The organism is candidate division WOR-3 bacterium, from assembly GCA_039801365.1.
Taxonomy (GTDB): domain Bacteria; phylum Hydrothermota; class Tepidihabitantia; order Tepidihabitantales; family Tepidihabitantaceae; genus JBDRUN01.
This window is the reverse complement of record JBDRUN010000015.1, coordinates 1-12,458: the sequence shown is the minus strand read 5'-3', so window position 1 is coordinate 12,458 and position 12,458 is coordinate 1. Positions and strand designations below refer to the sequence as shown.

The window sequence follows — 12,458 nt, the reverse complement described above, 5'->3', positions numbered from 1 at the left end:
GGACCCTTTCAGAGGAAAGGAGGTGTTAGCGAGAGATGGCAGGTATCGTCGTCAAGGAAGGTGAGTCGTATGAGAGCTTCATGCGCCGGTTCCGCCGGGCCTGCGAGAAGGCCGGCATCCTTCGGGACGTGAAGCGACGCGAGTACTATGAAAAGCCGAGTGTTCGTCGGAAGCGCAAGGCAGCCGAGGCACGCAGGCGCAATTGGCGTAGACAGCAGTCGGACTGGCGCTGAGCGCAAGAGGGTAGGCAGGCCGCAGATGAATGCCGGACAGACCGACGGCTTCCAGTCTATGGCGAGAAGTTTGAAGCTATCGGCCTCCAGCGTCAGCCGGGGATTTAGTCAGGAGCTGAGTTGTCGAAGCAAGCCTTGGAGCTCTTAGAGTTTCCGCGGGTGTGCGAGATCATCGCCAGCTACTGCCGCACACCAATGGGAAAGGAACGGGCGTTGGCCATGGTCCCTCAGGCTTCGGCCGAAATTGTCAAGGCCGAACTTGATCGCGTGACCGAGCTTGTGGCATTGGAGGACGAGCCGGATATTGGCAGTGTGCCGGACATTCGTTCGTGTTTGAGGCGTGCCGTTCAGGAAGGCATCCTTGCTGGCCCTGAGCTGTTGGCCGTGCGGTGTGCGTGTGCTGGTGTCCGCAGGAGCCGTCAATTCTTTAGCCAGCGACGGGAAAGAGCTCCCCGGGTCTGGCACGTCGCGCGTAGGCTCGTAGAGCAGCCTGAGCTGGAACTGACGCTAGACCGTGTTCTGGACGACGCTGGTTTGGTTCGCGATTCGGCCACGCCGGTGCTGGACAAGACCCGAAGGGAGTTGCGACGTCGGCGCAATCGGCTGGTGGATCGGATGGAGAAGATGGTTGCTGAGCACCCGGAGTGGTTCGCGGACCGGCCGACGGTGCGGCGAGACCGGTTCGTCCTGCCGGTTCGCCTTGAGGCACGCGAGCAGGTTGGTGGCGTCATCCATGAGAGCTCGGCCAGTGGCCATACACTTTTCGTGGAGCCGCTTGAAACGGTTGCAGATCAGAACGAGCTTGCCGAGCTACGCGGGGTCGAGGCTGACGAAGTGGCGCGAGTGTTTAGGAACTTGTCCGGTCTGGTGGCGAGACACGCGGCCGATCTGCAGATCAGCATTGACACAGTCGGCGAGCTGGACCTGCTGTTGGCGAAACGGAGGTTCGCGCTGGAGTTCAACTGCTGCAGACCCGAAATCTCCAACGGCTGTCGTATCGAGCTGGTGGGGGCTAGACATCCGCTACTGGCAAGGCGGAAGCGGGATGTGGTGCCGCTCAATTTTCGGGTGCCGGATGGCAAACATGTGGTACTTGTTTCAGGGCCGAATGCGGGCGGCAAGACGGTTGTCATCAAAACGCTTGGTCTGCTCTGCCTTATGCTTGCTTGCGGTCTCTACTTGCCCGCTGAAGCCGGAACCAGTCTGCCCCTGTTTGAGAAGGTGTTCGTCGACATCGGAGATGAGCAATCGCTTGATGCGGACCTGTCGTCGTTTACCGGCCACTTGGTCCGGTTGAAGCACATTCTCGAACACGCTGACACCCGTAGCCTCGTGCTTTTGGATGAGATTGGGGCTTCGACCGCACCGGAAGAAGGGGTAGCGTTGGCGGTGGCGGTGCTTGAGGCGTTACGCGACCGCGGGGTACTAACGGTAGCGACTACTCACCTAGGTGCGCTGAAGATGTTCGTGCAGGACGAACCAGGTATGGTCAATGCGGCCATGGGATTCCGGGACGGCCGGCCGACATATCGGCTGACATTCGGCTTTCCAGGCGAATCAAGTGCGCTCGAGATTGCGGCCCGAGTCGGGCTCGGCGAGGAGTTGATTCGCAGGGCCGAGTCGAGACTTGGTCGCGAGTGGCTTGACCTTGGAGCGAAGCTCCGCGTTCTGAACCAGGAACTCGAGAAAGCATTGGTCGCACGGCGCGAGGCCGAGGCGGTCCGTCTGGAAGGAGAACGGCTCAGGACTACGTACGAGGCAAGATTGGATGAGCTCGAACAGCGGGTTCGAACTGAGCAGGAGCGCTTGCAGCACGAGCGGAAGGATGTACTGATCCGCACTCGGCGCGAGATAGAGAATCTGGTACGAGAAATAAGGGAAACCCAGGCTCGGCATGACGTGGTGGTTAAGGCTAAGCGTTTTGTCGAGGACGAGCTGAGGAAAACTGACGTGACTGGCACAAAGTCTCAGGGTTCAGCGTCCGAGGTTCGAGAGCCAAACATAGGGCCGAGATTTGCGGTCGGGGATGCAGTCGAATCCAAGTCGCTTCGGTGTCGCGGGACGGTCGCTCAAGTCACTGGTGAGGCAGTGACAGTTGTGCTTGGTAACATCAGAATGCAGTTGCCGGTCTCGGACCTTGTCGCAGTTGGGGCGTCGGCCGATTCCGCGCCGGGGGTAGTGCAGGCAGCAGAACCTTTTCACTTTGAACCGAGGCTCAGTGTCCGCGGTATGCCCAAGGACGAGGCTGAAGAGGCTGTAAGCCGCTTCTTGGATGATGCAGTATGTTTGGGAACTAAACAGGTCGTGGTGGTACACGGCAAGGGAATGGGCGTGTTGCAGAAGATGTTGTGGCGACGCCTGCGTGATGACCCGCGAGTGCGTGGATTTCGGTTCGGTGAGCCGTCTGAGGGCGGAACCGGAGCTACGGTCGTGTTGCTTGGGGACGACGCATCCGGTGACGCGAAGTTGAGTGTTGCCACGTCGCCTGGGCAAAAGCGAGCGAACCGGCGTAAGCGAGGTTAGGAACTAGGATGATAAAGCCTGAAACTGTTGAACGCGTGCGAGCCGAAACCGATATTGTGGAGCTTATTGGTTCCTATCTGCCTTTGAAAAGGGTTGGCCGTAACTTCCGTGGGCTCTGTCCATTTCATCCAGACCGCAGTCCCTCGTTCTATGTCAGCCCGGACCGCCAGACCTATCATTGTTTCGGGTGTGGAGCCGGCGGTAATGCAGTCGGGTTCGTGATGGCACATGAGAAACTGGCTTTTCCAGAAGCGGTGAGGTTCTTGGCAAACCGCCTTGGCATTGAGGTTGTTGAGGAGGCGGCAGGTCCGAACCGGCCGATGTATGAAATCTGCGAGCAGGTCACGCAGTATTTTGAGCGACAGCTCGCAACGTCCGAGCGTGCTATGGCCTACGTGGAACGCCGAGGTCTCACACCTGGTACGGTCAAGCGATTCCGGCTCGGCTTCGCGCCAGCCGGCAACCGGCTGCGTGGGGAGGCACGCCGGAGGTCCTGGCCTGAGGAAGGGCTTCTGCGGGCCGGGCTGCTGGTGAAGCGGGAGGCGGGCATTACGGACTATTTCTATGACCGACTGATATTCCCGATCTTCTCGATGTCGGGCAAAGTTGTAGGCTTTGGCGGCCGGGTACTGGGTGACGAAGAACCTAAGTACCTCAACTCGCCCGACACCGAGATTTTCCGCAAGGGCTATGTTCTATATGGGGCATTTCAGGCCAAAGGGTACATGCGTGAGGAACCACCGATTCTGGTCGAGGGTAATTTCGACTTGCTGACGCTTGTAGAGAATGGCATCAATAACGTAGTCGCTCCGCTTGGCACAGCGCTGACTATGAGTCAGGCACTCTTGCTTGCCCGATACAACCGCAGCGTCATCGTTTGCTTCGACGGCGATGCGGCTGGTCGCAAGGCAGCCCGTCGGACACTCGAGACAGTGCTGCGTTGCGGGCTTGACCCTCAGTTTGTATTGCTGCCAGACGGCGTCGACCCTGATGCCTACGTGCGCAAGGAGGGTGTGGATGCTTTCCGGTTGCTTGTTAGCCAGGCCCGGGGATTCGTGGATTTTGTGCTTGAAGGCAGGAAACTCCGTACTGTAACGGACGAACGGGCGGCGTTGCGGGAGCTGGTTGCTCTGCTGCGGCTCATCGGAGACCCGGCAACAAGAGAGCTCTACGCCAACGAGGTGGCCGCCCGCTTGAGGGTCACTAAGGAAGTACTGCTTGCAGACGCAGCCGAGCTACCAGCGGCACGGCCAAGAGTACCTGGTACTGATGCGATCGAGGAGAAAGTGCTTGCGGTTGCGGTTCAGGATGCAAACCTCGCTCGCGTGGTACGGGATTTCTGCGTTGCCGAGGTGTTGGCCGATGAACGCCTGCGGGCTGTGGCTGCGCTGGTGGCCGAGCACTGCGACGAGCCGGGATTTGGTCCGGCACTGCTGCTAGACAAGATCAGCGATGAAGATACGAGAAGAAGACTGGCAGGATGGACGTTTGTTGAGCGTCTGCTGCCTGACCCGGATGAGTTCGAAAAGCGAGTACGCCGGCTCCGGGCGGCCTGGCTGCACCGTCGGATTGTTGCGGCCTACGAAGCGGGCAACGAACGCGAGGCCGAGATGCTCAGTCGGGAGCGAAGCGAACTTCTCGGCGGGGTCGCACGTGAAAGGAGTGCCAGCAAATGAGCGACAGAAGGAAAGAACGGAAGAAAACGTCAGCAAAAAGGAAAATAGGGTCTGCAGGCTCTCCGTTCCGGACCCGTGCCAAGCCGCGGGCGAGTCGAACCGGATATCCTTGCGGCCGAGACGACGGCTCTGAGGTCAAGTTGAAGTCGTACATGGATGAGCAACTGCCACCCGCAACCGAGAACGAGGAACAGGAGCTTGTGACCGAAGCGACCCGAGAGGCCCGGCTAAAGCGCGTGGGGTGGCTGGAGTCAGTTTACCAGAAGGCAGCCCAAGACAAACGCATCACCTACGAGGAACTTGATGACTTGCTGCCTGACGAGGTACTGACATCTTCACGACAGCTTGATGAACTCATTACTGAGCTGGCCAGGGATGGCATCAGGGTAACGGAGAGCCGGGAAGAAGAGTTGCCAGTGATGCGCCGAGGCCCAAGGCCGGTTATCCAGCGCACCGAGGACCCGACCAAGTCCTATTTCCGGGAGCTGTCCAAGCTGCCGCTGCTGACGAGGGAGGAGGAGATATACTACTCCCGTGAAATGGAGGAGGGGTACGACAGTATAATCGAGTTTCTGTTCCGGCCGGTAGCGATTATGCGTCAACTGGTCAATGAGTGCGCAGCAATTGAGGACGGCACCAAATCACTCGACCAAGTTGCACGCGTCGAGTTCGAATGCCTGTTTGACCAGAAGGCGCTTTCCCGTGACCGGCAGCGGTTCGTTTCGATCATTCACCGGATTCGCCGCGAGGCCGACTGGATTGATAGCATCGAGCGGGGTAGTAAGCGACCGGGACGCAGGACAAGGTTCAAGGTCGAGGAGGCGCGGCAGAGGGTTGTAAACTGGATCAAGAAACTCGCACTTCAGCATCAACTTATCAACGTCTTCATCGGCCAGTTCAAAGATGCTGCACGGCGGGCGCTTGAGTGTCACGAGAAGATTCAGCGGGCAAGGGCCGAAGGACGCAGCGCCGATGAAGTCAAGCAACTGCGGGCGCAACTCAAGCAGGAACAGGTGTTTCTAGGCTGTAGCATACCAGAAATTAGAAGAAATCTTGAGGAGATGGCTCGGTGCGAAAAGAGAATAATTGCGGCCCGCGACAAGATGATCGAGGGCAATGTTCGTCTGGTGATCTCGATCGCCAAGCGGTATGTCAATCGGGGTCTTGAGTTTGCCGACCTTCTGGAAGAAGGTAACGTCGGTCTCATCAAGGCAGTCGAGAAGTTCAACTACCGCAAGGGGTTCAAGTTTTCTACCTATGCGACGTGGTGGATAAAGCAGGCAATAACCCGGGCAATAGCGGATCAGTCCCGCACTGTGCGAGTGCCGGCTCACATTATTGATGCTATCAACAAGGTGGGCAAGATTCAGCGTAAGTTCATGCAGGAACACGGCCGTGAGGCGTCGGTTGCGGAGCTGGCCCAGCGGCTGTCAACGCCCAAGGACAAGATTGAGGCGTTGACTAGGATATCGCAGTTCGGTGTCTCGTTGGACAAGCCGGTGGATGATGACGAGTCAAGTTTCATTGGTGATTTCATCTGCGATGAAAAGACCGCTTCGCCATCTCATGCGGCAGGCGTGTCACTACTGGCCGAGAAGCTTGAAAGCGCACTCAAGGTCCTGACCAAGCGAGAGGAGAAGGTGCTGCGTTTGCGTTTCGGCTTGGGCGACGGTTGCCCGCGAACACTCGAGGAAGTCGGTCAGATATTCAATATCACCCGCGAGCGTGTGCGACAGATTGAGGCCAAGGCGCTGAAGAAACTGCGACACCCGGTGCGGCTGCGCAAGTTCGAAGCGCTGCGTGATCTTCTGAAATGAGCCGAAGCGGCAATAAGCGGCCGCTGCGTTCCAGCGGAAGCGCTGTAGGCCAAGGTTCTCTTGAACCTGGTCTCTACGTGGTTTCGACACCAATCGGCAATCTCGGTGATATGACACTGCGAGCGCTCGACGTGCTGGCCTGGGTGGACGCGGTCGCCTGTGAGGACACACGGCGCACCGGACTCCTATTGGGCCACTTCGGTGTGAAAGCCAGATTGGTTTCCTATCATGAGTACAACAAGCTGAGCCGGACGCCGGAAGTTCTGGAAATGATTGTGCAGGGCAAGCGGGTAGCACTGGTCACCGACGCAGGTACCCCGGGCATATCTGACCCCGGGTTCTATCTGATTCGCGCTGCAATTGAGAAAGGTTTGCGGGTAGTTGCGGTGCCCGGTGCGTCGGCTATCCTTGCAGCACTTGTTGTTTCCGGTCTGCCGTCGGACCGATTTGCATTTGAAGGTTTCTTGCCCAAACGGGAAGGTCGGCGTCGTAAACGGCTTGCAGGTCTTAAGAACGAACAGCGGACGATGGTATTCTACGAGTCACCCCGCCGGCTGGCGCGGCTTCTTGCCGAAATGCGTGAGTTGTGGGGTGAGCGCAGAGTGGTGGTAGGTCGAGAGTTGACGAAGAAGTTTGAGGAGGTTGTCCGCGGGACGCTGAGCGATGTTCTCGCTAGGTTTGCAGATCGCGAGCTCAAGGGCGAGACTGTGGTTGTGGTTGCGGGTGCTGAAAGCGGTCAAGACGAGCAGGAGAAGGACGGGAAGGAAGACGAATCTCAGACCGGACATGACTCGGAGCAAGTTGAGGAAAGCCGGTCCGAGACTGGTGAGTGTCTAGGCAGCTTGACAAACTGTGAAGGAAGAGAGTAAGCGCCGGGGAAGAAGGCTGCTGCGGCCGCTCGTAAACCTTCTGGTTACAGCCCGGGTTACGCCCTGCGCCGTGACGCTCGCTGCTGTTCCCTTGGCCCTTGGCGCCAGCGTGCTGCTTGCTTTGGGCCGATTTGTCTGGGCCGGTATTCTTCTCGCTCTGGTTGGTCTGTGCGACACCCTGGACGGTGGACTGTCGCGGCTGACCGGACGGGCTACAAGCAGTGGCGCCTTCCTTGACTCGGTGGTGGACCGGTTCGGTGAGCTTGTTGCATTCATTGGTCTCTTCTGGTACTACCAGAGTGTGAACAGGTGGTACGCGCTTGTCGTACTCTTCGCTCTTGTGTGTTCGTTCATGGTCAGCTATGTTCGCGCCCGAGCTGAAGGGGCAGGGTACGAGTGTCGGGTCGGTTGGTTCGAGCGGCCGGTGAGGGTGTTAGTGCTCCTATTCGGGCTGTTCATACTTGGGCGGACCTGGACTCCACTTGCCCTTGCAGTGATTGCTGCTGGGAGCTTTGGTACCGTCATCCACCGCCTTGTGCATGTCCTGGGTCAGGCAAGACCTCACGATTGTTAGCCGATGACAGGAAATCTAGATAGACGGGAGGCACGCTGGCCTGCTGCCAGTGTGACCGACGAGCAGACGTCGTTTGTGAACCGTGCACTTCTGATCGGACTTGCGACTTCAAGCAAGCTCCGTTGGGCCAAGGTGGACTCGCTTGAGGAATTGTCCGCGCTGGCGCGGACGGCTGGCGGCATCGTGGTGGAAAAGCTAGTTCAGGTAAGGCCCAGGCCAGACCCGGCTACGTTCGTGGGTAGCGGCATGGTCGAGCAACTGAGACAGCTGTGCCGGCAGCACTTAATTGACCTCCTGATATTCGACGATGAACTCACCCCGACCCAGCAGCGCAACCTTGAGGCTGCAGTTGGGGTCAGGGTTGTTGACCGTACTGCTCTGATCCTTGATATTTTCGCAATTCATGCCCGAACCGCGGAGGCGAAGATCCAGGTTGAGCTTGCTCAACTTGAGTACCGGCAGAGCCGATTGACAGGATTCGGGGCCGAGATGTCGCGGCTCGGCGGCATCAAAGGCGGCATCGGTGCGCGTGGCCCCGGCGAGACGCAGCTTGAGGTTGACCGACGCCGCATCAGGCACCGCATCGCTAGTCTTCGTCATTCTCTTAGTCGGATAGATCGAGAGCGGGAGACCCAGCGCCGGCGGCGGCAGGAACTGTTCCAGGTTGTGCTTGTCGGGTACACCAATGCCGGCAAGTCAACGTTGTTCAATCAGCTCACCAACGCTGGTGTAATGGTATCGAACCGTCTGTTTGCAACGCTGGACCCAAACACCAAGCCACTAGACCTTGATCCGCACGTTCGAGTGGTACTCACCGATACTGTCGGATTCATACGCAGCCTGCCGCATCAGCTCGTTGCAAGCTTTCGTTCGACGCTCGCCGAAGTCCGCGAGGCTGACCTGCTACTCCACGTCGCAGATGCGACCGAGGAACACCTGGAAAGACAGATTGATGCGGTAAACGATACTCTAGCCGAAGTCGGTGCGAAGGATAAGCCGGTGCTGGTTGTTTTTTCAAAGGTGGACCGGGTGTTTGATGACGCAGTGCTGGATCGGCTCAGGCGCAACTATGCCGGGGCCCAGTTTGTTTCGGGTAAGACCGGTCTCGGCATCCAGGAACTCAAGCGTGAACTGCTGGGTAGAGTTCGGCGCCAAATGAGGACGCGCACTTTCACAATTCCGGACACGCGCTGGGACCTTATTAGTCTCGTGCGTGATTCGGGCCGGGTGCTTAGAGAAGAAGCTCTTGACGGTAAGCGGCGACTAGTGGTCAGTGGATTCGAGGCTGCGCTGGGACGGGCACGTAAGGCTCTAGATGCGGCCATCCGCCGCCGCTAGCGTCACGCTGTAGCGGGATTGGCATCGCCGCCCCGATAGTACGGAGCAAGCTCCCGGCTACGTCTATCGCCGCTCTGGGTTGAGGAGGTAGAAGATGTTCGTCCGCGTTCTGTTATTCTTCGAGTTTGATGGCCGAAACCGGACAGTCCTCGGCCGCCTGGCGAGCGCACTCTTCTGCGCCTTCCGGCACAATGTCGACCTTGGGTCTTGCGGTCTCTTCGGCTATCTCAAACAGGTCCGGACAGGTTCCGACGCACAGCTCGCAGCCGGTGCACAGTTCCTGGTCAATCGTCACTCTCACGTTTCCTCCTGTTGGTTAGCTTTCCTCTCTGATCATCTCAGGATTCGGGCATTGTAATACACATCTAGGGTGTCTTGTCAAGTGAAGATTTTCGGGCCTGGTCAGCCATCCTTCGTTGTCACCCTACTACTGTCCGACAGGCATCTAACATTCGACCCCGGTCTGTCGGCGCGGTATCTGTGTTAGAAATGCGTGAACGAATTGTTCGATATGTCCATTCATTACCGCCTCGACGTCGTGGGTTTCCACGCCAGTACGGTGGTCCTTCACTAGCTGATAGGGGAAGAACACGTATGAGCGGATCTGGTGACCCCAGGCGATTTCAGTCTTGGCTTCTTCGAACTTGCGGCGTTTTTCATCCTGCTCCTGCTTCAGACGATCATAGAGCCGGGCGCGGAGAATCTTCAGGGCGTTTTGCCGGTTCTGAAACTGGGAGCGTTCGTTCTGGCAGGTGACTGTAATGCCGGTTGGCAGATGTGTAATTCTGACCGCGGAGCTGACTTTGTTGACGTTCTGGCCGCCGTGGCCGCCGGCGCGAAAGGTGTCGATCTTCAGGTCGTTGGGATTGATTTCGACTTCCACTTCTTCGATTTCAGGTAGGACCGAAATCGCCGCAAAGCTTGTGTGACGTCGCTGGTTGCCGTCAAAGGGCGAGATGCGCACGAGACGGTGAACTCCGGCCTCGGACTTGAGGAGCCCGTAGGCATACGGGCCGGTAACTTCGACAGTGGCGTCGCGGATACCGGCCTCCTCTGCGGGCTGGAAGTCAAGAACGCGACAGGAGAGACCCTGGTTCTCTGCGTAACGTGTGCACATCCGGAAAAGCATTTCAGCCCAGTCTGACGAATCAACTCCGCCAGCACCCGGGTGGAAGGAGACGATTGCTCCGCGGGCGTCCTCAGGCGAATTGAACATTGCCCGCTCTTCGAGCGCGTTCAATTCGCGGGCGACTCTTTCGAGATGTGCGGTAAGTTCGGCCGAGACGTTTTCGTCAGACCGGAAGAGTTCCTGGAGCTCAGCCGCATCTCTTACGTCTTGTTCTAGGCGTTCGACCCGTTCGATAATGTCGGCGTTAGACGAAATGCGACGCATTACTTCCTGAGCCCGGGCCGGATTCTGCCAGAAGTCCGGATGGCTGCTTTCTGTTGTCAGGCTCTGCTGCTCGGAACGCCGACGGTCAAGCTCAAAGGAACTCCTTGAGCTTGGCCAGCCGGTCGGCCACGGTCTGGAGCGGCTCGGCCACGGTTAGTTACTTGACGGTCGGCTTTTCTTCCTTGGCCTCTATCTTCTCTTCCGGTGCCTTGGCTTTGGGTGCCGCGGTCCGGCGCGGACGTTTTGCCGGTACGGCTTCGCCATACTTGCGCCGGAATTTCTCAACCCGGCCGGCAGTGTCAACGAGCTTACGCTTGCCGGTGAAAAACGGGTGGCAGGCGGAGCAGATATCTACATCCAGCTTGGGTTTGGTCGAGCGGGTCTTTACGACATTGCCGCAAGCGCAGGTGATAACGCAGTCCACGTAGTTCGGGTGGATTTTTTCTTTCATGGTTATTTCTCGCTCATTGCTTCCAGAAACTCCTTATTGTTGCGGGTCAGCCGCATCTTGTCAAGCACGAACTCCATCATTTCTACCGGATTCAGCTCGGCCAGAAGTTTACGCATTACCCAGATGCGGTTGAGTTCGAACTCGGACAGAAGCAGCTCTTCCTTGCGGGTGCCGGAGCGTTGCAGGTCAATGGCCGGGAAGATGCGACGGTCGGCAAGCTTGCGGTCGAGGATTAGCTCCATGTTGCCGGTACCTTTGAATTCCTCGAAGATTACCTCGTCCATACGCGAGCCGGTCTCGACCAGCGCGGTTGCGATGATTGTCAACGAACCGCCTTCTTCGACGGCGCGGGCGGCTCCGAAGAATTTCTTCGGTTTCTGTAGGGCATTCGAGTCGAGTCCGCCGGACAGGGTTCGACCGGAATGCGGCACAACAAGATTGTGCGCACGGGACAGCCGAGTAATCGAGTCAAGGAGTATCACGACGTCATGGTGCTGCTCGACAAGGCGTTTGGCTTTCTCTAGTACCATATTTGCTACTTGGACGTGTCGCTCTGGCACTTCGTCAAAGGTGGAGCTGATGACCTCGGCATTGACCGAGCGTTCCATGTCGGTTACTTCCTCGGGTCGCTCGTCAATCAGGAGGATAATGAGGGTGATTTCCGGATGGTTGGCAGTGATGCTGTTAGCAATCTTCTGCAGCAGGATGGTCTTACCGGCCCGTGGGGGGGAGACGATCAGTCCACGCTGGCCCTTGCCGATTGGTACGAATAGATTTACGACCCGTTTGGAGAGGTCGTTTTCCTTCTCGACTTCGAGGTTGATGCGCTGAGAAGGGTAGAGCGGTGTTAGTGCATCGAACGGGACACGCTGCCGCATTTCCTCAAGCGTAGCGCCGTTGACCGAGTCGATTCGCAGGAGGGCAAAATAGCGCTCGGAGTTCTTGGGCGGGCGTGCGCCGCCAACGATGGTGTCGCCGGTCTTGAGCCCGAAGCGCTTTATCTGGGAGGGCGAGATGTAGATGTCGTCAGAGGAGGGCAGGTAGCTGTAGTCAGGTGAGCGGAGGAAGCCGAAGCCTTCTTCAAGGATTTCAAGCACGCCTGAGACAGTGACCCCCTCACCTGAATCCTTCATCTTCTTGGCCTCGGCCTTGATGATCGCCATGATGACGCCCTGCTTGCGCTTCTCACGCGCATCCGGGATTCCCATCTGTTCGGCGATCTCGTACAGTTCGCCGATTTTCTTGTGCTTGAGCTCTTCCTGTGTCATGCGCTCTCCTTTGGATTACCTTCGAATATCCAAGCGGCCAGCGAGCCGCGACGCTATTCAGATTTCGGCTAGAATCGCCAGGACTTCTCCGCTCGAGCCGAGCCGTTGCACTGACGAGTCAACTCAAATGAAATGAACAAGCTACCCTCGGTCGGTCTTGTCCCTTGGACGCATCAAGTATAGACAAGTTGTCACTATTGTCAAGCCATTGGTACTTCATTTTGGGCCGGCCAAGGCACATCGTGACCCCCTGCCTGACGCTTGCGCGTTTCATATGATACCCGTAGCGCCAGCAACTCGTCAAGGTCGAGCGCAG

General features: G+C 57.9%; 11 protein-coding genes. 7 read left to right on the top strand and 4 right to left on the bottom strand.

Annotation, left to right across the window (positions count from 1 at the left end; genetic code table 11):
* Positions 1-35: 35 nt before the first annotated feature.
* The 7 genes from rpsU (at position 36) to hflX (ending at position 9,030) form a co-directional block, all read left to right on the top strand.
* Positions 36-233 carry a 30S ribosomal protein S21 gene (gene rpsU, locus ABIL25_03590; protein ID MEO0081362.1) on the top strand — a complete coding sequence of 66 codons (198 nt, stop codon included), beginning with the start codon at positions 36-38 and terminating at the stop codon, positions 231-233.
* A gap of 120 nt (positions 234-353) precedes the next feature.
* On the top strand, positions 354-2,756 hold the full coding sequence (locus tag ABIL25_03585) for a Smr/MutS family protein (protein MEO0081361.1): 2,403 nt from the start codon (positions 354-356) through the stop codon (positions 2,754-2,756).
* An 8-nt stretch (positions 2,757-2,764) separates the two neighbouring features.
* Complete coding sequence (dnaG, locus tag ABIL25_03580; protein ID MEO0081360.1) at positions 2,765-4,432, top strand: DNA primase; 1,668 nt, start codon at positions 2,765-2,767, stop codon at positions 4,430-4,432.
* A 140-nt stretch (positions 4,433-4,572) separates the two neighbouring features.
* A complete protein-coding gene (locus ABIL25_03575; GenBank protein ID MEO0081359.1) occupies positions 4,573-6,249 on the top strand; it encodes a sigma-70 family RNA polymerase sigma factor in 1,677 nt (558 codons plus the stop codon).
* Between the two features lie 77 nt (positions 6,250-6,326).
* A complete protein-coding gene (gene rsmI, locus ABIL25_03570; protein MEO0081358.1) occupies positions 6,327-7,118 on the top strand; it encodes a 16S rRNA (cytidine(1402)-2'-O)-methyltransferase in 792 nt (263 codons plus the stop codon).
* The gene (locus ABIL25_03565; GenBank protein ID MEO0081357.1) at positions 7,102-7,692 is read left to right on the top strand and encodes a CDP-alcohol phosphatidyltransferase family protein; all 591 of its coding nucleotides are present in this window, start codon (positions 7,102-7,104) and stop codon (positions 7,690-7,692) included. The genes rsmI and ABIL25_03565 overlap by 17 nt, the downstream gene beginning before the upstream one ends.
* Positions 7,693-7,695: 3 nt before the next feature.
* Positions 7,696-9,030, top strand: a complete 1,335-nt coding sequence (gene hflX / locus ABIL25_03560; protein ID MEO0081356.1) for a GTPase HflX — start codon at positions 7,696-7,698, stop codon at positions 9,028-9,030.
* Positions 9,031-9,142: 112 nt separating this feature from the next.
* Here the strand turns inward: hflX and ABIL25_03555 are convergent, their stop codons facing one another.
* The 4 genes from ABIL25_03555 to rho form a co-directional block, all read right to left on the bottom strand.
* On the bottom strand, positions 9,143-9,331 hold the full coding sequence (locus ABIL25_03555; GenBank protein MEO0081355.1) for a ferredoxin: 189 nt from the start codon (positions 9,329-9,331) through the stop codon (positions 9,143-9,145).
* A 144-nt stretch (positions 9,332-9,475) separates the two neighbouring features.
* Positions 9,476-10,574, bottom strand: a protein-coding gene (gene prfB, locus ABIL25_03550; protein ID MEO0081354.1) for a peptide chain release factor 2 whose coding sequence is annotated in 2 segments (ribosomal slippage) — positions 9,476-10,516 and positions 10,518-10,574 — 1,098 coding nt in all. Because the reading frame shifts where the segments join, the coding sequence is not laid out codon by codon here.
* Positions 10,575-10,580: 6 nt separating this feature from the next.
* The gene (rpmE, locus tag ABIL25_03545; protein ID MEO0081353.1) at positions 10,581-10,874 is read right to left on the bottom strand and encodes a 50S ribosomal protein L31; all 294 of its coding nucleotides are present in this window, start codon (positions 10,872-10,874) and stop codon (positions 10,581-10,583) included.
* Positions 10,875-10,876: 2 nt separating this feature from the next.
* On the bottom strand, positions 10,877-12,142 hold the full coding sequence (rho, locus tag ABIL25_03540; GenBank protein MEO0081352.1) for a transcription termination factor Rho: 1,266 nt from the start codon (positions 12,140-12,142) through the stop codon (positions 10,877-10,879).
* Positions 12,143-12,458 lie beyond the last annotated feature (316 nt).